The organism is Streptococcus sp. 20925_1_77 (assembly GCF_041432125.1).
GTDB lineage: Bacteria > Bacillota > Bacilli > Lactobacillales > Streptococcaceae > Streptococcus.
In genome coordinates this window covers 18,022-42,486 of record NZ_JAPVZB010000009.1, presented here as the reverse complement: position 1 = coordinate 42,486, position 24,465 = coordinate 18,022, and the positions used below count along the sequence as shown (strand labels likewise).

At 43.3% G+C, this 24,465-nt stretch carries 18 protein-coding genes and 2 pseudogenes; 3 read left to right on the top strand and 17 right to left on the bottom strand.

All coding sequences use genetic code 11. The features are described from left to right. Positions 1 to 99 precede the first annotated feature (99 nt). Positions 100 to 669, bottom strand: coding sequence for a TetR/AcrR family transcriptional regulator (locus tag O3626_RS06180; protein ID WP_037599347.1), 570 nt, complete (start codon positions 667 to 669; stop codon positions 100 to 102). 129 nt (positions 670 to 798) lie between these two features. Here O3626_RS06180 and O3626_RS06175 point away from each other — a divergent pair, with 129 nt between their 5' ends. Further along, the gene (locus tag O3626_RS06175; RefSeq protein WP_371495894.1) at positions 799 to 1,641 is read left to right on the top strand and encodes a DegV family protein; all 843 of its coding nucleotides are present in this window, start codon (positions 799 to 801) and stop codon (positions 1,639 to 1,641) included. 194 nt (positions 1,642 to 1,835) lie between these two features. On the opposite strand, the gene O3626_RS06170 is transcribed toward O3626_RS06175, so the two are convergent. The 3 genes from O3626_RS06170 to O3626_RS06160 are packed head-to-tail and all read right to left on the bottom strand — an operon-like array spanning position 1,836 to position 5,885. Further along, positions 1,836 to 3,482, bottom strand: a complete 1,647-nt coding sequence (locus O3626_RS06170; protein ID WP_371495892.1) for a hypothetical protein — start codon at positions 3,480 to 3,482, stop codon at positions 1,836 to 1,838. After that, complete coding sequence (locus O3626_RS06165) at positions 3,472 to 4,215, bottom strand: ABC transporter ATP-binding protein (RefSeq protein WP_371495890.1); 744 nt, start codon at positions 4,213 to 4,215, stop codon at positions 3,472 to 3,474. The genes O3626_RS06170 and O3626_RS06165 overlap by 11 nt, the downstream gene beginning before the upstream one ends. 38 nt (positions 4,216 to 4,253) lie before the next feature. Further along, positions 4,254 to 5,885, bottom strand: coding sequence for a M20/M25/M40 family metallo-hydrolase (locus O3626_RS06160; protein ID WP_371495888.1), 1,632 nt, complete (start codon positions 5,883 to 5,885; stop codon positions 4,254 to 4,256). A 220-nt stretch (positions 5,886 to 6,105) separates the two neighbouring features. Between O3626_RS06160 and O3626_RS06155 the strand changes: the two genes are divergently transcribed. Then, positions 6,106 to 7,587, top strand: coding sequence for an alpha-amylase (locus O3626_RS06155; RefSeq protein ID WP_371495886.1), 1,482 nt, complete (start codon positions 6,106 to 6,108; stop codon positions 7,585 to 7,587). A 403-nt stretch (positions 7,588 to 7,990) separates the two neighbouring features. Here the strand turns inward: O3626_RS06155 and trxA are convergent, their stop codons facing one another. The 5 genes and pseudogenes from trxA to O3626_RS06130 form a co-directional block, all read right to left on the bottom strand. Further along, the gene (gene trxA, locus O3626_RS06150; protein WP_045759586.1) at positions 7,991 to 8,305 is read right to left on the bottom strand and encodes a thioredoxin; all 315 of its coding nucleotides are present in this window, start codon (positions 8,303 to 8,305) and stop codon (positions 7,991 to 7,993) included. A gap of 98 nt (positions 8,306 to 8,403) precedes the next feature. Beyond that, the gene (locus O3626_RS06145; RefSeq protein WP_371495884.1) at positions 8,404 to 11,433 is read right to left on the bottom strand and encodes a CocE/NonD family hydrolase; all 3,030 of its coding nucleotides are present in this window, start codon (positions 11,431 to 11,433) and stop codon (positions 8,404 to 8,406) included. Positions 11,434 to 11,551: 118 nt separating this feature from the next. Next, the gene (locus O3626_RS06140) at positions 11,552 to 13,537 is read right to left on the bottom strand and encodes a peptide ABC transporter substrate-binding protein (RefSeq protein WP_371495882.1); all 1,986 of its coding nucleotides are present in this window, start codon (positions 13,535 to 13,537) and stop codon (positions 11,552 to 11,554) included. A gap of 122 nt (positions 13,538 to 13,659) precedes the next feature. After that, the gene (locus tag O3626_RS06135; RefSeq protein ID WP_061590735.1) at positions 13,660 to 14,697 is read right to left on the bottom strand and encodes a M42 family metallopeptidase; all 1,038 of its coding nucleotides are present in this window, start codon (positions 14,695 to 14,697) and stop codon (positions 13,660 to 13,662) included. 550 nt (positions 14,698 to 15,247) lie between these two features. Then, a pseudogene (locus O3626_RS06130) lies at positions 15,248 to 15,502 on the bottom strand (IS3 family transposase); the annotation flags it as partial. A 334-nt stretch (positions 15,503 to 15,836) separates the two neighbouring features. On the opposite strand from O3626_RS06130, the gene gshAB reads away from it, so the two are divergent. Continuing rightward, positions 15,837 to 18,101: a bifunctional glutamate--cysteine ligase GshA/glutathione synthetase GshB gene (gene gshAB / locus O3626_RS06125; RefSeq protein WP_371495880.1), complete on the top strand. Its 2,265-nt coding sequence runs from the start codon at positions 15,837 to 15,839 to the stop codon at positions 18,099 to 18,101. Between the two features lie 120 nt (positions 18,102 to 18,221). Here the strand turns inward: gshAB and O3626_RS06120 are convergent. The 8 genes and pseudogenes from O3626_RS06120 to O3626_RS06085 form a co-directional block, all read right to left on the bottom strand. Next, positions 18,222 to 18,605: pseudogene (locus tag O3626_RS06120) on the bottom strand (transposase); the annotation flags it as partial. 6 nt (positions 18,606 to 18,611) lie between these two features. Continuing rightward, positions 18,612 to 18,821, bottom strand: coding sequence for a hypothetical protein (locus tag O3626_RS06115; protein WP_371495928.1), 210 nt, complete (start codon positions 18,819 to 18,821; stop codon positions 18,612 to 18,614). A gap of 161 nt (positions 18,822 to 18,982) precedes the next feature. Further along, positions 18,983 to 19,414, bottom strand: coding sequence for a hypothetical protein (locus O3626_RS06110; protein WP_061604355.1), 432 nt, complete (start codon positions 19,412 to 19,414; stop codon positions 18,983 to 18,985). Between the two features lie 104 nt (positions 19,415 to 19,518). Continuing rightward, the gene (locus O3626_RS06105) at positions 19,519 to 19,827 is read right to left on the bottom strand and encodes an ABC transporter (protein ID WP_371495878.1); all 309 of its coding nucleotides are present in this window, start codon (positions 19,825 to 19,827) and stop codon (positions 19,519 to 19,521) included. A gap of 154 nt (positions 19,828 to 19,981) precedes the next feature. Next, on the bottom strand, positions 19,982 to 20,566 hold the full coding sequence (locus tag O3626_RS06100) for a DUF1307 domain-containing protein (protein WP_371495876.1): 585 nt from the start codon (positions 20,564 to 20,566) through the stop codon (positions 19,982 to 19,984). A gap of 129 nt (positions 20,567 to 20,695) precedes the next feature. Beyond that, on the bottom strand, positions 20,696 to 21,694 hold the full coding sequence (gene galE, locus O3626_RS06095) for a UDP-glucose 4-epimerase GalE (RefSeq protein WP_371495874.1): 999 nt from the start codon (positions 21,692 to 21,694) through the stop codon (positions 20,696 to 20,698). A gap of 63 nt (positions 21,695 to 21,757) precedes the next feature. Next, positions 21,758 to 23,230: a UDP-glucose--hexose-1-phosphate uridylyltransferase gene (gene galT, locus O3626_RS06090; protein ID WP_371495872.1), complete on the bottom strand. Its 1,473-nt coding sequence runs from the start codon at positions 23,228 to 23,230 to the stop codon at positions 21,758 to 21,760. A 12-nt stretch (positions 23,231 to 23,242) separates the two neighbouring features. Further along, on the bottom strand, positions 23,243 to 24,421 hold the full coding sequence (locus O3626_RS06085) for a galactokinase (RefSeq protein WP_371495870.1): 1,179 nt from the start codon (positions 24,419 to 24,421) through the stop codon (positions 23,243 to 23,245). Positions 24,422 to 24,465 lie beyond the last annotated feature (44 nt).

The window sequence follows — 24,465 nt, the reverse complement described above, 5'->3', positions numbered from 1 at the left end:
CGTAGTTAACTCCTACCATGATACCGAAATTTTGCGACTGGGGCAACTTCCTCACTAGTTGGAAATAGTTGCAAGAAAAAAACCACCTCTCGGTGGTGTTTACTTCTTCTTTTGTGGGAAGAGGGGCAGACCTAGGGTTGCAATCTTCTCTGCGGGGATCTTCATGCCATCCTTGATCCATTTGGAGATGACAGAGACAATGGCTGAGCTCCAGAAGGAATTGAGGTAGCTGCCAGCGCCATTTGATGAGCTGCCATTTCGTTTTTCTAAAAAGTCATAGACTGCCTTGGTCAAGAGCCGTTCAAAATTGTAATCAATGGCCAGGCTGATAATCTTAGCTTCTTTCTTAACTTCCTTAAAAAGATAGACCCAGACTTGGTAGAGATCTGTCTTGAGGTTGTAGCCATCTAAAGACTTGGTAATTTTTGCGATACTAGATTGAAAGATAGACTCAAGAATCTCTTCTTTTGATCCATAATTGCGGTAAAAGGCCGCGCGAGAGACCCCAGCACGCTGAACCAGCTCAGAGATGGTGATCTTTTTCAGATCTTTTTTCTCCAATAGTTGCAGGAGAGAGATTTCGATGGATTCTCGTGTAATCGCATTGTTTTCTTGGTTAAATCGTTTGAGATTTTCCAAGGATTTCTCGGATATTTTTCTTTCTGCCATAACATTTACTTTCTATCTGTCTCACCTGATGTTATCTGCTTGGATAGCATGGTACTTCATGATATAATTGTAAAAGAAGACAAACTACTTGTCAATGTACATTTTTATACAATTATGAGGTATGAACTGATGAAATGGAAAATTATTGCGGATTCAGGCTGTGACTACCGCTCTTTGGACAACCTGGCACCAGATACGGAGTTTGTCAGTGTCCCACTGACCATCCAAGTGGGAGAAACTATCTACACAGATGATGTCCAACTCAATATCGATCAGATGATGGAAGAGATGTATGCGACTACGACTGCTTCTAAGTCTGCCTGTCCGAGTCCCGATGATTATATGAAGTCCTTTGAAGGAGCTGAAAATATCGTCGTTGTGACCATCACTGGAACCCTTTCAGGTAGCTACAATAGTGCTGAGGTGGCCAAGAAGATTTATCTAGAAGAGCATCCGAATACCAATATCCACGTCATTAATAGCTTGTCAGCTGGGGGCGAGGTGGACCTAATCGTTCGCAAGCTCAACCAGTTGGTCGCTGAAGGTCTCGATTTTGATCAAGTGGTTGATGTGATCACTACTTATCAGTCTAAAACTAAGTTGCTCTTTGTTTTGGCCAAGGTTGATAATCTGGTCAAAAATGGGCGTCTCAGCAAATTGATCGGAACGGTTGTCGGGCTCCTCAATATCCGTATGGTTGGGGAAGCTAGTAAGACAGGTACCCTCGAGTTGCTTCAAAAAGCACGGGGCCAAAAGAAAGCGATCAAGGCTGCTTTTGATGAATTAATCAAGGCAGGCTATAATGGCGGGCATATTACCATCGCCCACCGCAACAATGAAAAATTTATCGAGCAATTCTCTGAATTGATTCGAGAAAAATTTGCCCGTGCAAACATTGAAGTCCTTCCTACTTCTGGACTTTGTAGTTTCTACGCTGAAGAAGGCGGGCTCCTCATGGGCTATGAGATTTAAGTTACCACTAAAAAGAGGCTAGGACAAAAGTCCTAGCCTTTCAATTGTTTTTGGATTGTCGAGCAAGACGCAGTGGTTGAGTGAGCTCTATTACGCTGATTTCATCAGCTTTTACAGCCCTACTCAACTGTGCGGAGGTGGGACGACGAAATCGAATTCTAACGAATGACCGATTTCTGTCCCACTCTCTCTTTTTATTCTCCGATCTCTTGGTAGAGACTGCGAATTTTTTTGCGGTAGATGGTAGAGCTGATCCCAGCTCCGATTAGTAGGATGACACTATAAAGGATCACAGCCAGCAGGGTGCTGACGGAATGATAGGTCCAAATGAAGCTAACAATGATCAAGAGAAACATCACAAAGATAAAGACAATCAAGAGGATAGACTGAAGAACTGCATTCCCACGATGACGGGTCATCAACTCTGTGATATTGGTCCAATTGGTACTAAAATTTTGAAAATCTTTGACATAGTCTCGAATGCAGATCGGAATGGTGGTTACGACCCAGATCAACAACATGGCAAGGATGGCCATGGGATGCACGCCAAAATAGAGACAAACACCAACCAGAAGAATGACAGGAAGAATGGATTGCACCAAATAGAGCAACCAAAACTTCATAAAGAGATAGCGTTTGAAATCAATAGGGAGCGATCTCAAGTACTCAAAGTTTTCACGCTCCAGCGAAATACCGATACTGGTCAAGCCTCCAAAACTATTGAAAACACCGATCAAGAAGGCAACAAGGGCCAGTGGCACCAGATACTGGGGTGTCAAGTAAGGACTGAGGCCGCCGATATTTTTCGATGCTCCTGCTGCTCCACTAAGTAAGAAAATGTAAGGCAGAATACTCATCATCAAGAGAACTTGCACCATAAGGGTTCCATCAAGCAAGAGTCTGCGATGATACTGAATGACAAATCGTCTAAAAGAGTCTTTCTGACCAACATGGATCGCTCTCACGCGCTCTTTGACGGTTTGGTTGGTCGAAACCGCAAGGGCTGCATCATAAAACTGCGGGATCACAAGTTTACGAACCAGGCCGATCAGAACTAAAAGCACCGCGATCCAGCCCAAGACGCCAAGGATCGCTCCCCCATCAAAAGGATGGAGGATAAACTGATGAAAGGCAACAAAAGGCGGAAAAAGAATGGGAATATCCGCTCCACCCGACATCTCTACCCGGTGAGTTTGGACTAGATTTAGATAGAGATAAGCTCCTAGACTCAGAAGAGAACCAATTCCGACCATGATGTTGGAGACCAGGGTCGTGTGTTTTTTGAAAAAGAGGGTCTTAGTGATCAGATGGGATAGGATGATCGTCGCTAAAAAGAGAACGCCTAAGAGAATTAAGGCACAAAAGAGGCCTAGCAGGATCCCTAACGGATTGAAGCCGCCTGCTTGGACAGGCAGGATCAGAAAATAGCTGACCAAGGGAAGGATAGCCATGAGAAGGGTCAGGATGACCGAGATACTCTTTCCAGCAATGACTTCCGCATCTGAGAAGGCATAGGGCCGGTAAAACTGCAGGTCCTTGCTTTCATAAAAGACATTGTAAAAGCTCATAAAGCCTTGGGAAATGGTCATCAAGGAAAAGAGGGCGACCATATTGACAAAGAAGGCTGGTTGGTTTACAAAATCATAAATGCTAAAGAGCAAGCCAAATATGACGAAATAGACCAATCCTAAAAAGAGGTAGTTGAGCACCGATTTACGGGCAACATTAAGTTTGACGTCCGGTTTTTTTGCCTGTTTGGCACGTAATTTTGCGATCTGAGCGGGCTGACTGGCATAGATGATATTGACATTGACCAGCTGTTGGATGATCTTAAGACGCATGATCGCCACCTTCTTCCTTCCGCCCCGCTAGACTGAGATAGATACTTTCCAGGCTTTGTTCGGGATGTTGTCCCTTCAATTCCTCGATCGTCCCATAGAAAATGAGATTGCCTTTTTTCAGAATAGCGATTTTATCACAGAGTTGTTCGGCCACTTCTAAGACGTGGGTAGAGAAAATAACCGTCTTGCCACGATCCGCATGCTGGCGCATCATTTGTTTTAAATCGTAAGAAGCCTGCGGGTCCAAACCAGTCATCGGTTCGTCCAAGACCCAGATATCTGGATCTGACAAGAGGGCTGCAATGACGAAGACCTTCTGGCGCATCCCATGTGAAAAGGATTCAATCACTTCATAGCGGTGGCTCTGAAAATCAAAGATCCTTAGAAGCTCCTCTAAGCGATGGTCACAGTCTTTTTGACTCATATCATAAGAAGTCGCAACCAACTCCCAGAATTCATTGGCTGTGAGACGCAAGAAAAGATCTGGCGAATCTGCCACATAACCGATCTTCTTTTTGATTGCCAGTCGATGGCTATAGAGGTCCTGACCATCTACCTCGATGGTCCCAGTGGTTGGGGTAATCACACTGACCAAACTCTTGATGGTTGTGGACTTACCGGCTCCGTTGTGGCCAATCAAGCCGACAATTTGTCCATCTTCGATGGTCAGATCCAAGTGGTTTAGGGCAATGTGCCCATCGTAATCTTTGGTAACTCCGTGAAATGTAATCATGCTAACTCCCTTTACGATCCTCATTGGGATCGTTTTTCTTATTCTGTTGATAAGCGATCATTGAAATGGTAGAGCAATTCTAGTAAATAGTTTGGAATGGTCCCCAAGAAATCTTCTTGATAGACCCGCTCTCCTCGCTTATGCAATTCTTTGCCCCAGGGCCCGAGATTGATCGCTGGAACCTGAATTTGAGCAATTTTATCCAGATCCAGATCATAAATTTGAGCTGGTGTGGCGAGGCTATCTAGGACGACTTGATAAGAGGCCACATCCTTTTCCAAGGCACAGTAGCTGGTGTCGTTAATCCCCATAAAATATTCTTCGACCTTCAAGCTATAGCCTCTTTGGTCCAGATACTGGCGGTAATCCTCGATCAAGGACTCGATTTTGAGTTCTGTATTGTCCAAAAAGCGACAATTCATAGAAGGATAATATGGGGGCGCAAAACCGATGACCACCATGGGATCCTTATCTCGGAGAAACTCTAGGAGTCGCTGGATTTGCTGGATTGCAAGGCTCTGGTAGCTGGCCCCATTACGAAAATCGTGTTCCGCTTTTTTATTAGAAGCTTCCCTAAAGGCTTGGTAGCCGTCTAAAGCTTGGCATCGTTCCTCTAGTTCTTGATAGGTGATGACTTTTGGCCTTGCAATCATATGGTCTTGCCCAGCCTGATCCTGCAAGTGCTCATACTTCTTGTAAAAGGCATCCAAGGCCTCCTGACTAAGCTCATAAATCCTTTGTAAGAGCTCTTGGGGTGTTTTCTTCAAATGCAGCACACTGAAATAACCAGCCGCATAGAGCACGGTCGATACATCGTACTGCTCCTTCAAATCTCTGAGATAGGACCAAGAAGGAAGGGGAGACGTTTCTCCCAATGCCTGATCTGCCAGATCGGGATGAAGATCTAGCTGGCTTGCGATGGCCACTAAGAGTGACAAGGCATTGATCCCTTTAAGGGGTTCCTTCATATGGGACAAGACGCCTTGCGCCACAACGACTGGCATGAGTTTACCCACTGTGCCAATGTGAAGGACTTTTTCTTTTTCTAGATCCGATTCAAAGGGCTCCGAATCTACTGCTAATACATAATCCAGATCAAACTTTTCCTGCAAATCTGTCAGAAGCCCCAAAGCTCCCCGCATCCCACGTGAATAGGATTCCTCGTCTCCAACAGAGAGATAGAGCAGATTGACCTGACCTCCTGAGGGATCCGCCGCATAGGCTTCCAGAACCCCTAGTTGCAGGGCTAGAGCTGCTTTCATATCGCAAGAACCTCTGCCAAATTTCCATTGACCAGAAGCTAAATCAGCCTGCATATCTGGTCGCATATCCAGTGTTTTCAAGGCTGCTGCTACTTTATCAGAATCGAGCGCGATTTCCGACAAATGTCCATAGTCTTCAAGATCGACTGTATCATGGTGGTGAAACAGGATAAGAGTTTTTTTCTTACCTTTATCGACCAAGGCCCAATTGACCGACCGATGCAAGTGATCCTGTGGCACCTGATAGCGCCCAAACTGGTCCTGATGTTCCTTGAAATAGGGAATCTGGGCAATCCGTTGATCCAGGTAGGCCTCGATTCCTTGCTCGGTCTCCGTGTTGGTAAAGCTTGGGATTGCCAAGGCTTGGGTAAAAATAGTTTCGATACTCTCTCTATTGGTTCGTTTCACTTTTAAAACCACCCTTCTTTGCTACTATAAATAAATGAAATAATGGATATCCCTACTATCAGACTTCTATGTCTCTGTGGCCAACAGGCAACCATGACTCTATGCCATTATCTCCCGACTTCACTTCTTTCCTGTATGCGATTTCTTTTCTAGAAAGGGCTTGCTTCCAGCGCAAACGTTTGTCGCATCCAACTATTTTTGGTAAAATAAGGACATTCACATGAAAGAAGAAATAACGATGGAAAATCAAACCTTAATGCAATATTTTGAGTGGTATTTACCCGCTGATGGGAACCACTGGACGCGTCTTGCTGAAGATGCGCAACACTTAGCAGACTTGGGTATTCGTAAAGTCTGGATGCCACCTGCCTTTAAAGCTACTTCCAACAATGATGTTGGCTACGGCGTCTATGACCTCTTTGATTTGGGCGAGTTTGACCAAAAAGGGACGGTTCGCACCAAATATGGCTTCAAAGAAGATTATCTGCAAGCCATTCAAGCCCTCAAAGCTGCGGGTATTCAACCAATGGCCGATGTCGTTCTTAACCACAAAGCTGCAGCAGATGGTCTAGAGGAATTCGAGGTCGTTGAGGTCGATCCGATGGATCGAAACAAGATCCTCACTGAGCCCTTCACCATTCAAGGATGGACTAAATTCACCTTTGATGGCCGAAATGGAGCCTATAATGACTTCCACTGGCATTGGTACCACTTCACCGGTACTGACTACGATGCTTCTCGTAATAAGAATGGGATCTACCAAATCCAAGGAGACAACAAAGGTTGGGCTCATGGGGATCTTGTGGACAAGGAGAATGGAAACTACGATTACCTCATGTACGCCGATATCGATTTCAAACACCCTGAGGTTGTAGAAAATCTCGATCAGTGGGCTGAATGGTTTATCGAAACGACTGGTGTAGAAGGTTTCCGTCTGGATGCCGTCAAGCATATCGACTCCTTCTTTATGAAGAATTTCATCCACAATATCACCCAAAAGTACGATGAAGATTTCTACGTTTTTGGCGAGTTTTGGAATGGGGATAAAGAGATCAACGATGAATACTTGGAAAGCATTGACTACTTATACGACTTGATCGATGTGGCCCTCCACCAAAATTTCTTCAGAGCTAGCCAAGAGGGTGAAAATTTCGACCTGAGAAACATTTTTGATGGAACACTAGTTCAACATCATCCTGAACAGGCTGTAACCTTTGTGGACAACCATGATACCCAGAGAGGGCAAGCCTTGGAATCTACCATTGAAGAATGGTTTAAGCCTGCAGCCTATGCCTTGATCTTACTTCGTGAAGCTGGTTTGCCTTGTGTCTTCTATGGAGACTACTACGGTATCCAAGGCAAATTTGCGCAAGAAAGTTTCCAAGAGGTTCTCGATCGTCTCTTATGGGTTCGTAAAGATCTGGCTTACGGGGAGCAAACGGACTACTTCGATGATCCTAATTGCATCGGTTGGACACGCTCAGGTACAGAAGAATCAGCACCAATCGCCTGCTTGATTTCGAATAACCAAGCTGCTACAAAAGTCATGGAGATCGGTTCATCATACGCAGGACTCACCTACTATGATGTCTTAGAAAATTGTAGCGAAACTGTCCAAGTTCAAGAAGACGGTACTGCTGAATTCCCAGTGGCAGAACGCTCTGTCAGCGTCTGGGTAGCCCAAGATACAGAGGGCCAATAACCAATAAATGTGATTTTCTCCTAGGATCCACATGTTCCTAGGAGAATTTTCTGTAAAAATTTTATAGGAAACACAGCTTCATTTTAGCATGATAAGAAAGCGCTGTCAACGGGTATCGCGTCTATTTGAAAGAAATAAAGAGCATCAAAAAAAGCTGGAAAAAATTATCCAGCCTTCGATGTTTGATAGAAATAACTGTATGACGCAGTGGTTGATTGGTATCTTCGTTCGCTTATTAAGCTCCGAAGATAACCAAATGAGGGAAACAAAGTTTCCTTTATCCACAACCTTCAACAGTCTCCCAGACTGTTGAAGCTATGCGGGGGGGTGGGAAGATTGAAAAGGTTTGGGGAACCTTTTCAACTTTTTTTATTTGCCGAGTTCTTTCCCACTCCCTTTCTTTTTAGCTCAATTCTGCAATGATTTCTTTCAATTGCGCTTTCGTATGAACACCTGCCACTTGTTTGACAACTTGTCCATCTTTTTTAAAGAGAAGAGTTGGGATCGACATGATACCGAATTGACGTGCTGTATTTGGATTTTCATCTACATCGATCTTACAGATTTTCAAATCATCTTCATGTACTTCTTCTGCCAACTGATCCAAGATTGGAGCTTGCATGCGGCATGGACCACACCAAGTTGCCCAAAAGTCAATCAAGACAAGACCTTGGCTAGTCTCTTGTTCAAAAGTTGCATCTGTGATTACGTGTGCCATATTTCCTCCTTTTTCAGTAGGCATCTACTGATTTTGCATTTCTACTTTTATTTTACACTAAATAATGCCATTTTAGAAATATTTGCTACGGGGACTCCTTAGGCATCTTCTTTCTTCTTGCGCCAAAAGACGAGGCTAGAAGCTGTCAGGGTAAACAGACCTAAGAGACCCAGAGCATGTTCTTTGCTACCTGTTTGTGGAAGCGTATGGTCCGTATGCCCTCCTTCTACTGCAGGAGTTGGAGCTTGAGGATCTTCTGCCAATCCTGGTGAAACAAATTGAGGGCCATAGGATACAGCTAGAGCAAGGTGAGGGTGCTCTTGGGCAGCTGATGCAGTCTTCGTCTCAACGACCTTCTCAGGAAAATCTTGGCTTGGTTGGACAAAATGTTCCGAGGTTGGAAGCGTATATTCTTCCTTGTAGTGAACTTCTGGAGCAACTAGAGAAGCTCCTTCAACTTCTGGCAGGTTTGCATAGTCTGTATCGCTTGCACTTGGTAGATAGCTTGCCTTTTGGGCGCGGGTCTTTTCGACAATTGGAATCGCAGCCTGGATAGAATCTGTCTTGAAGGTCACTTCATATGGATGCTCCACCGTTAGGTCAGATGGGTCATAGGTGTTAAAGACTAGGGCTAACTTGTGACCTTTCTTAACCGTATAGAGATTTGGTTGGAGATAAACGGTGTAATCATGGTATTCCCCAACTTTAGGCTCGATACTTTCGCGAGAGCTTGCTGAATCGTAGCCAGACTCAGGATTGGCAAGGTTGATCCATCCTTTAGCGATCACCTTGTACTTGGTCTTGATGGTTTCGTATTCAGCTACAGATAAGTTGCTTAAATTGCTTCCCATCCAGAAAGCGTCTGCTGTTTTATCTTGCTTGACGCTACCATTTCCTACCACGTCAAAGTCCTCATCTGCCACGTCTACCAAGAGGGCATTGAGTTGGAAATTCTTTCCTTGACCTTTGGCAAGAGCTGCCTTGAAATGAACGGGAATGTGGCCCTTGATCGTAGTGTCCTCAGTGACATCAGAAACAAAGGTCAGATTAGCCTTAGAAGAGGCTTTGCTGACTGTTTCATTACGATTAGCTATCTCAACACCCGCAGCCGCATAGTCACTTGAAATGGTTTCTTCCAAGCGTTTCGACTGAGCATTCAAGAAGAGACGTTGACTGCTCTTCCAGTTATCATAGCTGGTCCACTTACTTGGATCATAATTGTTTTGAGCTAGAACCGCTGGCAAGCTTTCGACGTGATTGTCCACGCCATATAGGTAGTGGGTCAACCAGGTATTGAGCAAATCATAAAAATCTTGACCATTGGCAGTGATGCCGTACCCACGGGACATAGCAGCTGGATAGACGTGGTCTCCTTGGTGGAGATAGAGCTTGACATCTTGGCCCGCTTTCTTGAGCGCATCGTACATGAGTTCAAAATGTTTGGTCTTGACATTGTCATCGTTCAAGCCATGGACGATCAGGGCGCTGGTCTTGAGATTTTCTGGATGAAGGGTATAATCCCGCTCCTTCCAGACATCACTGTAGTTGCGATCATGAGCGTACTGGTCCTTGTTCAATTGGTTGACGTAGTTGGAATAGTTTTGCCAAATCCCTGCCCAATCGTCTTGATCCAGCATCCGCGTGCTAACGTAGAGGGAGAGCCATGAAAGGTCACTATAAGGTGCATTGCCAAATTGGGTCCCTTGGCTATTGAAATAATCATACCAAGAAGCAATCCCTGCTGCTGGAACGATGGTCTTTAGGCCTTCTACGCCAGTCGCCGCCACACCAAAGGTTGTGGTGCCAGCCCAGGATAGACCGGTCATTGCGACATTGCCACTTGCCCAGTCTGCCTTGATTTCGATATTGCTAGTCTTATCGGTGTAGGCCTTGCGCTTGCCATTGACCCATTCGATGATATTCTTGAAGGCATTGATTTCGAGATCAGATCCCGTTGTGTTAAATCCTTCTGATCCCTTGGTACCAAGTCCGGCGCTAGAGATAAAGGCATAGCCTCTGACCAAGAAATAGTCGTACCAGTTCAGATCTTCGTAGTCATAAATATACTCGTAGGGACTGTAGTAATACCAATCCGATGCCTTGGCCTTTTTCGCTGCTTCTACTGTTGTTTCACTGCTTACTGGCTTTCTCTTTGCAGGTTGGCTGTGCAGTTTCTTCATATCATAGCTACCGTCTGTTGGAAGCCCCAAACTTTCGAGGGTCACGTAGTTTTCGTCTAGCGTCCCCGCTACGTAAGGGCGCGCTTCGAGAATAGTGGCTGCCTTAAAATCCCCTTGAGCGACTGCTTTTGGTAATTGAACAATGGCTTTGACTAAGTCAGGCTTGCCATCTGCATCGGTGTCATAGTCCGTTTCGACATAGACTGGGAAGCGGACAATTTGGCTGTCCTCATATTTGTAGTCTTGGTCTTCTTTTTCTCCCGTCGTATAAGGGAAAATCGGCTGAGCACGACCATTTAAAAAGAGAGGAGCTTTCTTTTCAGCTCGATAAGCATCATAGAGTTTCTTAGCTGTTTCGTACATCTTGGCCAATTCTGGCTGATTGACCTTACGAGTCAGATCTTCTGATGTTTCAATCAAACCTAAACTTTTGGCAAAGCGTTCCCGATCTGCTTGGCTTTGGCCCAATTGGTTAGGATCCGTTGCTGCCCATTGCAGCAAGCCATTAACAGCATCTTGAACTGTCAACTCTTTAGAGGCCTGATCCGCTACAAGGGTCGAACCTGTGACTTTTGCCAAATCCTGACTTGTTGCCGGTGCTTCTGAAGTAGGAGTGGATTGAGGTGCAGCTTCCCTGTTTGTTACTGCTGGACTTGCTACTGGAACAGTTGGCTCACTTTGTCTTGAGTGTTCTTCTGTAGCAGGGGCTACTTGATTGGCAACTACTGTCCGATCCAGCGATGCCTCACTCAAGCTCGCTCCTTCTTCACTAGTGACAGCACTTGCGTCACTTGTTTTTGGTCTTGCTTCAGTAGCTGGAGCATGGACCACTTCTGTCGATGGGGCTAGCTCTTCTGTCTGCTCATCTGCTGCTGCTACTTGATGCAAGACCATCGGCGCGATCAATAAGCTCGATGCGACAATGGAAACCATTGTTTTCTTTTTCATGTCAATCTCCTCACTTTTTGTAATCAACACTCCTATTATACTATGTAAGCGTTTTTATATCAAACAGATGTTCATCTGATCCAAAAAAAACCGAGGCATCAGCCTCGGTTATCGATCCTTATTTGACGTGTTTCTTAAGATCTTCTTGTGCTTTTTTGTTTGACTCTGCTTGTTCTTTTTGCCATTTTTCAAGGGCTTTGTTGTAGTCAGCAGTTGTCACAGCTTTATCTTGGAGTTTCATCCCTTTGTAGATCACGTGGTCTTTTCCTTTACCACCAGTCCATGCAAATGGAGCTGAGAATGGTTCGATACGTGTCAAGAATGGACGTCCAGTTGATGAAGAAGTTGGCATAACAAGGGCACTATCTGTCAACCAAGCTTGCGCTGCCGCATATTTTTCATAGCGTTTGTTGACGTCTTGTGTTTCTGCACCAGCATCTTTAATCATCTTTTCAAAGTCGTACAGACCAACTTTTTTAGCTGCTTCATTGTTTTCACTTGGGTCAAATCCAAGGAAAGTCTTAGTATTTTCACCAGATGAAGCTTTCAAGATATCCATGTAAGTTGATGGGTCTTGGTAGTCAGGGCTCCATCCAACATTATCAGAGAGATCCCAATCTTCGCCAGCCGCATTTGGTGCAAAGAGGGTCACATTTTGAAGGTCTTCCTTCGAAAGCATTTGGATATCGATGACGATATTTTCTTTACCAAGTGCTTCTTCAACTGATTGTTTGAAGGATTGTACCCGTTGAACTCTTGATGGTGTGGTTTGGTCTACAGGCATATCGATGTGAATTGGGAATTTCACACCTTCTGCTTCCAAGGCAGTCTTCGCTTTTGCAAACTCTTCCTTCGCTTTCTTAGCATCGAAGAGACCATTTTGACCATCGTCTAGTTTAGTAGATTTCCACTCATCTCCGTAGGTATCCAATTGAGTTTTCACCATTTCACCAAAGGTCTTGCCATTAGCTTGGACAAATGTTGGTGGAATGTAGAGGTTACGGATGATCTTGCTTGCTCCGTCTTTTCCGTTCAATTGAGCAGCATACGCTTCACGGTTGAAGGCAAAGCTGATCGCTTGACGGAAGTCCTTGTTCAAGAGAGCTTTCTTAGTAGATTGTTTTTCTTCATCGGTCTTCTTAGCTGTGTGTTTGTAAGATTGACGGTCGATGTTGGTACCAATAACATAAGAAGCAGCATCTTGAGGAGTGTAGGTGATTTCGTCTTTGAATTCTTTGGCTTGCTCTGAGTAACCAGATCCAGTTGGGAAGAGTTTGGCCAAGCTAAGAGCATTTTCACCGAATGATTTAGCCAATTTACTTTGGTCTTGTCCATCGTAGAATTCCAATTTCACATCTGAGATGTAGACCTTGTCTTTATCCCAGTAGTTTTCATTCTTGGTCATTTCGATAGAAGATTTTGAAGTAAAGCTCTTCAAGATGTAAGGACCATTGTAAAGAAGGGAGCTAGTATCACTTGCTTGAGCGAATTTATCCCCTTTTGATTTCACGAATTTTTCGTTGACAGGGAAAGTGATCCCAAGAGTCAATTTAGAGTTCCAGTAAGATTCTGGTTGGTTCAAAGTGATTTGAAGGGTATGATCATCAACTGCTTTTACTCCTACAGCTGAGAAATCTTTATTTTTACCACTGACGTAGTCATTCAAGCCTTTGATAGAATCTTGGATGATGTAGAGCATTTCTGATTTGTTATCAGCCGCATATTTAATCCCTGTGACGAAATCTTTAGCTGTTACATCCGCATACTCTTCGCCTTCTGAATCATACCATTTAGCTTCGTCACGAAGTTTATAAGTATAAGTCAAGCCATCTTGCGAAACTGTCCAATCTTTTGCAAGAGATGGAATCAAGTTCCCGTATTTATCATTTTCAAACAAACCATCAATCAAGTTTCCAGTGATATCGTGGGTTGCTGCTTTACCAGATGTGATATAGTTTAGGTTTTCTGGCTCAGTCTCATAAACATATGAGAATTTTTGACCGTTGCTTGAGCTAGATGATTTAGAACCACCCGAACAAGCTGCTAGGATACCTGCTGAAAGGAGGGCAACTCCCGCAAGTGCAATGACATTTCTTTTTTTCATGTAAAACTCCTTAAGAAATTTTAAGTTTATTTTAAGATTATACCACAAAGATTTTCAGAAGAAAAGGAATTTTCAGAAAATTTTAGTTTATAAAAAACTACTCCGGAGAGTAGTTCCAATTTTTAATCTACTAAGTCGCTCTTGAGGTAGGCATCGACCATGCGCTCTGTTGCGACTACAGAATCCAAGTGAGTCCGCTCATATGAGTGGCTAGATTCGATACCTGCTCCGAGGAGGGCATGTTTGACTTCTGCTCCTGCGCTCATGGCTGCAGAGGCATCTGATCCATAGAAAGGATAGATATCCAACTTATAAGGGATTTCTTGAGCTTTTGCCAAGGCTACTAAATGCTGACGGAATTCGTAGTGATACGGTCCAGAAGCGTCTTTGACACAGATGGATACCGTGTATTCATCCGTCGCTTGGTCATCTCCCATAGCCCCCATGTCCACTGCCAAGTATTCGACCACTTCAGCCGGAATACTGGAATTAGCCCCATGCCCCACTTCTTCAAAGACTGAAAAGGCAAAGGTGGTCGTTACTGGCAATTGGATCTGCTCTTCCTTGTACACGCGCAGAAGATTCAAGAGAATCGCCGCACTCACCTTGTCATCTAAGTGACGAGATTTAATAAAGCCAGTATCTGTCACAATGGTCCGGGGATCAAAGCTGACAAAATCACCCACTTCAATACCAAGGGCACGGGTTTCTTTCTCATTGGTCACTTTTTCATCCAGACGGACTTCCATATTGTCCTGGGTCCGCTCGACAGTCCCCGCCTCCTTGTAGACGTGGCAAGAAGTCTGATGGACCAAAATCGTACCCGAATGGGTCTTTCCGGTATTAGCCACATGGACCGTACAATTTTCCCCTTCAATCATATTCCAAGGGAAACCACCGATACGGTCCAGCTTGAGGCGGCCATCTGCTTTCACAGCGCGGACAATAGCCCCCAAGGTATCCACATGGGCTGTGACGTAGCGTTGCTTGTCTGTGATCACACCAGGAATGGTCACATTCACGCCACCCTTAGCAGTCCGAGTTACTTCGTACCCAAAGCCTTCAATGGTTTTGACCAAATAGTCTGCGATCTCACGTGTAAAACCGGTCGGTGAAGGAATGGCTGTCAATTCCTGTAAATAAGTCACTGTCTGATTCATAATGCCTCCAAATATGTTTTTCTTTATTCTAGCATGAAATAGTTGGAATAGCTAGAGGAGAGGTTACAGAGTGGAGTTTTTCAACTCTTCCCGTACTTGCATTAAGAGAAAGCCAGAGTTCTATTTATATTTTCAACACATTTTGGGAGAGATTCATCTAGTGCACCTAAAATAAAAAAAGAAACTTGTCCACAACTAACGGTGTCTAAACAAGTTCCACGCAGGCTATTTCAATGGTGATACATAATTATCAGGATAAAATATGATGTAATTTTTGACAATATCTGTTAGACTATCTTCAGTTATGTTTCTCCACTTATGGAGATAGAAGGTTTCAGACTTGAGAACAGAGTGAAACCATTCGATACAGCCATTATCTGCTATTTCGCCTCTTTTCTGAGAATTCTTACACTCCTGTTTCCAGCGATAAAGGTGGAGCGTTTGACGCCGAAACATTCTAAAATAATCGATACAGGGCACGTTTTCTTATACTCTTCTACTAGCTTGATAAGACTTACTTTGTCGATTCTCTTATCAAGCTCTGATACTTTTTTAGTAATTCTACCTGCAAACGTAACTGTTCCACTTCAGATAACTGTTTCATCCCATTACCATAAGTATATTGTTTCCCCACGGGTTGGTGGAAACGGTACAATTCATCATTCTGATACCATCGCAACCAGTTCTTGGCCTGACTAGCATTTTTGATACTGAGGGTATCCATGATAACTTTATTTGATTTGCCTGCCTTCTTCATTTCGATACAGGCTAACTTAGTTTCTACCGAATATGCTTTTTTGACCATAACAAAACACTCCTGTTTCTAGTTTACCAGATTTCAACAGGAGTGTTTTCTTGTGTCTCATTTTATGGGTGCAGTGCCGACCCTAGGGATTCTTTCGTTCTCATATATACGTCATTAGTATAGGCTAATTTGATTTAAATTCCAAGAGAAATAACATTTTACATAAAAATCAGTGGGTATTTTACAATTTTTCCATATAATATAGCTAAAAAACAACTGGTTTTAAGAATTCTTATCTGAAACATTCGGAAATTCCCCTTAACCGTAGCGGAAAGTTGTTTTCTTCTCCTATTTATAATAGACTATCACTAACATTAGATGAAAAGGTGACTCTATGACTATAAATCAACTGCTTCAAAAGCTGGAGCCTACTAGCCCTATCCTTCAAGCTAACTTTGGAATTGAACGCGAAAGTCTTCGTGTCGATAGACAGGGAAAATTAGCACATACGCCTCACCCTTCCTGCCTAGGAGCTCGAAGTTTCCACCCTTATATTCAAACAGATTTTTGTGAGTTTCAGATGGAACTCATCACACCAGTTGCTAAATCTACCACTGAGGCTCGTCGATTTCTTGGAGCCATTACCGATGTAGCTGGACGTTCCATCAGTAAAGATGAACTTCTCTGGCCCTTGTCCATGCCTCCTCGTATCAACGCCCAAGAAATCCAAGTTGCCCAACTGGAAAATGAATTTGAACGCCATTATCGTAACTACCTGGCCGAAAAATACGGAACTAAACTACAAGCTATCTCAGGTATCCACTATAATATGGAACTAGGGAAAGATTTGGTTGAAGCCCTATTCCAAGAAAGTGACCAGATTGATATAATTGCTTTCAAAAACGCCCTCTATCTTAAGCTGGCTCAAAACTACTTGCGCTACCGTTGGGTGATTACCTATCTTTTTGGGGCTGCACCTATTGCTGAGCAAGGATTCTTCGACCAAGAAGTTCCAGAACCTGTGCGTTCCTTCCGTAACAGTGACCACGGCTATGTCAATAAGGAAGAAATACAAGTATCTTTTGCAAGCCTAGAAGACTATGTCTCTGCCATCGAAAACTATATCGAACAAGGTGATTTGATTGCGGAAAAGGAATTTTACTCGGCTGTTCGTTTCCGTGGACAAAAGGTTAATCGCTCCTTCCTTGACAAGGGAATCACCTACCTAGAATTCCGTAACTTCGACCTCAACCCCTTTGAGCGTATCGGTATTAGCCAAACTACCATGGATACCGTACACCTACTCCTTCTAGCCTTCCTCTGGCTGGATGCCCCTGAAAATGTTGATCAGGCTCTGGCTCAAGGTCACGCGCTGAATGAAAAAATTGCCCTCTCTCATCCTTTAGAACCTCTACCTTCTGAAGCTGAAACTCAGAACATTACGAGAGCTCTAGACCAACTGGTGCAACATTTTGGGCTTGGTGACTATCATCAAGGGCTGGTCAAACAAGTTAAAGATGCCTTTGCAGATTCCAGTCAGACACTAGCTGCTCAACTTCTTCCTCATATCAAAGACAAGTCCCTTTCTGACTTTGCCCTTGACAAGGCGCTTGCCTATCATGATTACGACTGGACTGCCCACTATGCCCTTAAGGGTTATGAGGAGATGGAACTTTCTACCCAGATGCTGCTCTTTGATGCCATTCAAAAAGGGCTTCATTTTGAAATCCTAGATGAGCAGGATCAATTCCTTAAACTCTGGCATAAAGATCATGTTGAGTACGTCAAAAATGGTAACATGACCTCAAAAGACAACTATGTAGTTCCTCTTGCCATGGCTAATAAAACCGTGACCAAAAAAATCCTGGCTGATGCTGGCTTCCCTGTCCCTGCCGGCGACGAATTTACCAGTATAGAACAAGGTCTAGCCTACTATCCTCTTATCAAGGGCAAGCAAATTGTGGTTAAACCAAAATCAACCAACTTCGGTCTGGGCATTTCCATTTTCCAAGAGCCTGCCAGCCTTGATAACTATAAGAAAGCTCTCGAGATTGCCTTTGCAGAAGATACAGCTGTTCTTGTTGAAGAATTTATCCCAGGAACCGAATACCGTTTCTTCATTCTGGACGGGCGTTGTGAGTCTGTCCTCCTTCGTGTCGCTGCTAATGTTGTCGGTGATGGCAAACACACCATTCGTGAATTAGTCGCTCAGAAAAATGCCAATCCATTGCGAGGCCGTGACCACCGCTCACCTCTGGAAATCATTAAGCTAGGAGACATCGAACAATTGATGTTGACTCAGCAAGGTTATGCACCTGATGATATTCTCCCAGAAGGGAAAAAGGTCAATCTCCGCCGTAACTCCAACATTTCTACGGGTGGTGACTCTATTGATGTCACTGAGACAATAGATTCCTCTTACCAAGAATTGGCAGCAGCTATGGCAACTAGCATGGGGGCCTGGGCTTGCGGGGTTGACCTCATCATTCCAGATAAAACTCAGCCTGCTAGCAAGGAAAAACCTCATTTCACTTGTATCGAGCTCAACTTCAATCCCGCTATGTATATTCACACCTATTGTGCTGAAGGTCCTGGACAAGCTATCACTCCAAAAATTCTAGACAAGCTTTTTCCAGAAGTTGCCACAAGTCAAACCTAAAACCTAATTCTTAGGAACAAACAAATCACCTTTATCTCGATGATATGATACCTCTTAAGTAGACAAGGTAAATACCTAAAATCTACGGCTCTTTGTCAACTTTAGTGGGTTGAAGAAAAGCTAAGCTCGAGAAAGGACAAATTTCGTCCTTTCTTTTTTGATATTCAGAGCGATGAAAATTCGCTTCTTGAAGTTTTCAAAGTTCCGAAAACCAAAGGCATTGCGTTTGATAAGTTTGATGAGATTATTAGTCGCTTCCAATTTTGCGTTGGAATAGGATAACTGAAGGGCATTGATGATTTTCCCTTTGTTCTTTAGAAATGTTTTAAAGACAGTCTGAAAAAGAGAATGAACCTTCTTTATATTGTCTTCAATGAGTCCAAAAAATTTCTCTGGTTCCTTATTCTGAAGGTGAAAAAGCAAGAGCTGATAGAGATTATAGTGGTATTTCAAGTCTTCTGAATAGCTCAAAAGCTTGTCTAGGATTTCTTTATTGCCTAAATTGTCAAATTAAGTTAGACTTTTCAAGTAACTCAGAAAAACTTGGTAGGGTGATTGAAATAGTTCTAATGGGAATTCATAGACTACCCTCTGTTCAGCTATTCCCCCTTCATCTGTAACAAAAAAATATTTCTCATGATGTCGCCAAATATGTTGTCCATAACCTTTTATTTCCTCAAACTTACTAACTTCTTCCCAGCCTAGTTTATTATATTCCATGAACATTCTCCTCACTTTGTATTAATATCTTTCATTACGCCTTCTTGCATATCTCCCAGATATGTTCTTCCACCAGGTCTCCAAACACCATAAAAAATAAAATCTTTATTTTAGCTTGGAATTATTAAATTTTGAACTAAAATAGCAACGAATGTTATGAATTATTCATACTCTCTTTTGTACCATGAAGTATATAATGGACTGATCTTTTCAAATAAATCCATTTCATATCTATTTCTATTCACTTGGGCTTTCTCAACTAATTGACCAACTTTTTCAAATTCATTATTTTTGATCAATTTATCAATTAAATCTACATCTTTTTCATCAATGTTATGTGATGAAATATTTTTAATGATTACCTTTAAAATTTGATAAGCTACCTCGTTATCATCTAATTTGGAAATCTCAGATGTTATTTCCCCTCGTTCAGTAAAGACTAGATTATATCTTCCATTTCCATCCTCTATTACAGAAATTCCCTCCGGATAGTAGGGAGGTTGTTTTGAAAAATAAATTCCAAATTCATCTAATTTTAAATTTCCAATTTTTGCAACTTCGGATTCAATTTTGTTTTTTAATTTTATTAGCATTTTATTATTCCTATTACAAACTAAGTAAAAATCTACCTTTTTCTAATTCATCAATCGAGTTCTAATTTTAATGGCTTCACATAATTCGTTAATATCAGCCAAGGTTACTGTTCTAATAAATAATTAGCAATAACCTCTTTTAATTCGATAATAGTCTCATTCGTTACTTTTCTTATTTCAACATCATTATTCCAATAGTAAATGTCAGTTAATCCCCCATGCGGTGGGAAAAGTGCTTGATATATTGTCAATTTATCTCTTAAACTCATTCCCTTATTAGTATTTGCATATTCTTTTAAAATCTGTAACTGATTTACCTGTTGAGCAATAGTTTTAATATTATATTTGTCAATGATAGACAACAAATGATCGATCGATTCTAAAAAAGTTTCTTTCTTACTAATGTTTATCATTAAAAAACCTCATTAATTACTGCTATTTTTGCATACAACAGTAAAGTTAAATTTCTTTAATCTTACTTTTCCTTAATTTCTATTCTACCAAAATATGCCCACGAATTCATACGAAAACAAAAAGAGCAGCAAACTGAGCTGCTCTCTATTTTGTTTATTTTTCTACCATTCCGCCCTTGATAAGACTGTCTTTCGTTACTGAATAACTAACTGTTTTGTCATCTAGCGGATTAAAGCCTGGGACGATTTCTTTTAATTTATTAAAATCGATTTTTGTGTAATCAATGGTATTTCGAATATAAAAGATTCCGTCTTTGTATTCTGATGTCAGTTCAAATCCATGGCCCATCAGATCTTTGAATTTTTCTTGGCTCTTAGCAACGGCTTCTTTCATGGTTTCAAGAGGATTCTCACCAGGAACTTTTGAGACGTCGTAATCATCAACTTTTTCTTGTACTAACAAGGTATCTCCCTTGTAATACAAGGTTACAGTGGTCTTACCTGCTTCATCACTCGTTTCAAGAACCGTTTTTTGAGCACCTGCTAGTGCATCCTCTTTTTTGCTTTCATTGGTCGATGACTCTTTTGTCTTTTCTTTAGCGGATGATTTGCTTGTCGCTTTACTGGTCGCTTTAGTGGACGATTGATCCGTAGATTTTGATTTCTCTTTTGGCGCACAACCAACTAAGAGAAAACCCACTGACAATAAGATGGCTAATGTTTTTACAGTTTTATTCATTTTGAATCCCTCACTATTTTATGATGGTTAAGGAAATGACTGACGTCTGAAATGAGTCATTTAGCAAGATCGACTGTCGTTTTAGATGTTATTAGAAAAGCCTCAAAAATGATGTTTGCAGTCCCCTCCTTATCGATCATTGTAGCCATCTGGGTGGCTGGAATGCCATGCCCAGGCTGTTTGGATGATGGTTTCGATATTATCAAATTTTGGTTGCCAGCCGAGAATTGCACGCGCCTTCTCAGAGGATGCGATCAGGGTATCTGGATCTCCTGGTCTGCGATCAGCAATCTCAAGTGGGATCGGATGTCCTGTCACCTTGCGGGCTGCTTCGACAATCTGAAGATTGGAGAATCCGGTCGATGAGCCCAGATTAAAGGCAGTCGATTCATTCCCTTTTCTGAGATACTCCACCGCAAGCAGATGGGCATCTGCCAAGTCAAATGGATGGACATAGTCCCGAACATTGGTCCCATCTGGTGTCTTGTAGTCATCTCCAAAAATAGAGATTTTTTCACGTTTGCCTTGAGCCACTTGTAAAACGATCGGCAAGAGATGGGTCTCTGGTCCATGGTCTTCTCCGATCGATCCATCTGGCTTAGCACCCGCAACATTAAAGTAACGAAGGGGCACGTACTTGATCCCGTAGGCTTGATCGGCCCAGCGCATAATGGTTTCCATCATGAGCTTGCTTTCGCCATAAGGATTGATTGGTTTTTGTGGAGTGGTTTCAAGAATCGGAATTTCTTCTGGAATGCCGTAGGTGGCAGCAGTTGAAGAAAAGACGATGTAGTGCACTCCACATTCATGCATGACTTCCAAGAGCTTGACCATGCCTGCTGTATTGTTATCAAAATATTTCAATGGATCGGCCATGGATTCAGCGACCAGTGAGTAGGCAGCAAAGTGGATGACCGCATCGATATCTGCATGTTCCTTAAAAACAGTGCGCATAAAGTCTTGATCCGCCAGGTCTCCTTGGTAAAAGACGGCATCTGGATGCACCGCTGCACGGTGGCCTGTGACCAGGCTATCGACCACGACGACTTTTTCCTGTCCTTCATTGACCAAACGGTCGACCATGTGGGAACCGATATAGCCAGCTCCTCCGAGTACGAGTATTGCCATTTGTTTTCCTTTCGCTTCTTGTCTTCTCTCTTATTGTACCAAATTTCTGCCACTTCTCCACACTTAAAGTGTCGCAACAAAGCGTCTAAAGGCAGCTTGTCCTTCTGCTGTTCTCTTGTAGACACCAGCATCTTCGAGCACACGCGCAAAGATCTGGCCAACTGATTCACGGACAAGGGCTTCTGCCTCTGCTTCGTCTGTGATGGCTGGGTGAGTGGCTTTCAAATCATCTGCCCAAGGCTGGTGGTAGGTCGCCACAGTATTCTCACGTCCAATCAAATAGTCTTGAACCTGCTTGAGCTCTTCCTTGAGGCGAGGTGGCAAAATGGCCAAGCCCATGACTTCGATCAGGCCGATATTTTCTTTTTTGATGTGTTGCACATCCGCATGTGGGTGATAAATGCCATCTGGATGCTCTGGTGAGGTTTGGTTGTCACGGAGCACCAAGTCCAATTCATAATGCCCATCACGAATCCGTGCAATGGGGGTAATGGTATGGTGGGGCTGACCGTCGGATGCTGCTAAGACTTGAACGGCTGGATCCGAGTAGCCTCGCCAGGCTGTGAGGATATGGTCTGCCAGGTCAATCAATTGCGCCTTGTTGTCCGATTGCAAGCGGAGAACCGACATGGGCCAATTGACAATTCCTACCGATACAGCCTCAAATCCCTCAACGCTAAAGCTTTCCTCAACAGGAGCTAGCTCCATAGGGAAGGTATGGCGTCCGCCTTGGTAATGGTCATGAGTCAGGATGGATCCCCCTACAATGGGCAGGTCTGCATTGGACCCTGCAAAATAGCCTGGGAAAGTCTCGACAATGGTCAAGAGTCGCTCAAAGGTCTTGCGGCTAATGGCCATAGGAACATGCTGGCTATCGAGGAAAATGCAGTGTTCATTGAAGTAGGCATAAGGGGAATACTGAAAGCCCCAGTCATGACCGTCCATGTCAAAACGGATAATCCGATGATTGGCCCGGGCTGGATGGTCTAGGCGACCTTGATAGCCTTCATTTTCAAAGCACAATTGGCAGGCTGGATAATGACTGGCTTTGACAAGTTTGGCCGCTGCAATGTCTTTAGGATCTTTTTCAGGTTTTGACAGATTGATGGTGATTTCAAGAGAACCGTAGGGAGTTTCTGCCTCAAAGGCAATATTTTGCGCAATGGCTTTGACTTTGATGTAATCATTGCGCTTAGATAGGGCATAGAAATCCGCAATCGCGTCTTCCTTAGACTGACGGTAAGTCTCCCAGAAACGATGGTTGACTTGACTAGGGCTAGGGGTGATCCAATCCATCAACTCCGCACCCAGGCTGTCTTTTGCGGCCATGCTGTCTTGGATCTTGCTATTTGCAACCGCAATCTCCACCAACTGATCTTTGAGTGCAATCAAGTCTTCTTTTTTGGCTGGGGCATCTAGCCCTTCTTCTCCAACTCGACTCATGACGCGATTTTTTAGATAAATCCGATCCATCTCTTCGTAGTCACTCGCCGCAATGACGGCCGTGACAAATGCATCTAATACCTGTTCTGTCATCCTATCTCCTTTTTAATCGAGTACCCGTGTCCCTGCCGCAACTTCTGCAATATAGAAGCTTGGCGCATAGCCAACGACTTCTTCATAGCGTTTGCCGACAGCTTCTTTAAAGGCATCAACTTTATCTTTGTTTACAAGGGCGATGGCGCAACCACCAAAGCCTGCTCCTGTCATACGAGCGCCCAAGACACCTTCTTGTTCCCAGGCTGTATGCACCAAGGTATCCAATTCTAGACCTGTCACTTCGTAGTCATGCTCCAAGGATACGTGGGAAGCATTCATGAGACGACCAAAACCTTCCAAATCACCTGCTTCAAGTGCCTTACGAGCTTGGAGAGTCCGTTGGTTTTCAAGTACAGCATGACGAGCCCGTTTGATGCGATTTTCATCCTTGATCAAGTAGCTGTAGGCATCAAAAGACCAGAGATCCAATTCTCCTAAGGTTTGGATATCCAATTTTTCTTGGAGATCAGAAACGGCAGTTTCGCATTCTGAACGACGTTCATTGTATTTTGAATCCGCTAATTCCCGGCGTTTGTTGGTATTCATGATGACTACGACATTGTCTTTGAGGTCCAGCGGTACCAAATCATACTCTAGGGTGTTGGTATCGAGGTAAATAGCCCGTTGATCAGCTCCCATACCGATGGCAAATTGGTCCATGATCCCAGAGTTAACTCCGATGAAGTGATTTTCGGTTTGTTTCCCGATCTTGACCAGATCTAGACGATCTAAGTGAAGATCATATAGTTTCTCAGCGATGACGCCAATCAAAAGCTCAAGAGAAGCTGAAGAAGAAAGACCGGATCCATTTGGAATATTGCCGTAGACAAAGACGTCCATTCCGCTATCAATGACATGACCCGCTTCTTGCAAGAAGTGGAGCACACCTTTTGGATAGTTGGTCCAGTTGTGCTCTTTTTCAAAGTGGAGATTATCCAGTGGGACTTCAATGATCCCCTTGTCTTCAAAGTTTCCTGAGAAGAAACGCAAGACCTTATCCTCACGCTTTCTTGCAGCTCCGTAGGTACCAAGTGTAATGGCTGCTGGGAAGACATGCCCACCATTATAGTCAGTGTGTTCACCGATCAGATTAATCCGTCCTGGTGAAAAGAAAGTGTGGTCAGCCTTTTCCCCAAAGACAGCCTGGAATTTTGCTTGTAAATCTTGAGATGTGATTGTTGTCGTCATGAGAAACTCCTTTAGTTTTGTAAACGTTTTTATACTTGTATTAT

Bases quoted from the DNA above. Each gene is read 5' to 3' on its own strand.
- O3626_RS06180 (WP_037599347.1), bottom strand. From the start codon at position 669: ATGGCAGAAAGAAAAATATCCGAGAAATCCTTGGAAAATCTCAAACGA.
- O3626_RS06175 (WP_371495894.1), top strand. From the start codon at position 799: ATGAAATGGAAAATTATTGCGGATTCAGGCTGTGACTACCGCTCTTTG.
- O3626_RS06170 (WP_371495892.1), bottom strand. From the start codon at position 3,482: ATGCGTCTTAAGATCATCCAACAGCTGGTCAATGTCAATATCATCTAT.
- O3626_RS06165 (WP_371495890.1), bottom strand. From the start codon at position 4,215: ATGATTACATTTCACGGAGTTACCAAAGATTACGATGGGCACATTGCC.
- O3626_RS06155 (WP_371495886.1), top strand. From the start codon at position 6,106: ATGAAAGAAGAAATAACGATGGAAAATCAAACCTTAATGCAATATTTT.
- trxA (WP_045759586.1), bottom strand. From the start codon at position 8,305: ATGGCACACGTAATCACAGATGCAACTTTTGAACAAGAGACTAGCCAA.
- O3626_RS06145 (WP_371495884.1), bottom strand. From the start codon at position 11,433: ATGAAAAAGAAAACAATGGTTTCCATTGTCGCATCGAGCTTATTGATC.
- O3626_RS06140 (WP_371495882.1), bottom strand. From the start codon at position 13,537: ATGAAAAAAAGAAATGTCATTGCACTTGCGGGAGTTGCCCTCCTTTCA.
- O3626_RS06135 (WP_061590735.1), bottom strand. From the start codon at position 14,697: ATGAATCAGACAGTGACTTATTTACAGGAATTGACAGCCATTCCTTCA.
- gshAB (WP_371495880.1), top strand. From the start codon at position 15,837: ATGACTATAAATCAACTGCTTCAAAAGCTGGAGCCTACTAGCCCTATC.
- O3626_RS06115 (WP_371495928.1), bottom strand. From the start codon at position 18,821: ATGGAATATAATAAACTAGGCTGGGAAGAAGTTAGTAAGTTTGAGGAA.
- O3626_RS06110 (WP_061604355.1), bottom strand. From the start codon at position 19,414: ATGCTAATAAAATTAAAAAACAAAATTGAATCCGAAGTTGCAAAAATT.
- O3626_RS06105 (WP_371495878.1), bottom strand. From the start codon at position 19,827: ATGATAAACATTAGTAAGAAAGAAACTTTTTTAGAATCGATCGATCAT.
- O3626_RS06100 (WP_371495876.1), bottom strand. From the start codon at position 20,566: ATGAATAAAACTGTAAAAACATTAGCCATCTTATTGTCAGTGGGTTTT.
- galE (WP_371495874.1), bottom strand. From the start codon at position 21,694: ATGGCAATACTCGTACTCGGAGGAGCTGGCTATATCGGTTCCCACATG.
- galT (WP_371495872.1), bottom strand. From the start codon at position 23,230: ATGACAGAACAGGTATTAGATGCATTTGTCACGGCCGTCATTGCGGCG.
- O3626_RS06085 (WP_371495870.1), bottom strand. From the start codon at position 24,421: ATGACGACAACAATCACATCTCAAGATTTACAAGCAAAATTCCAGGCT.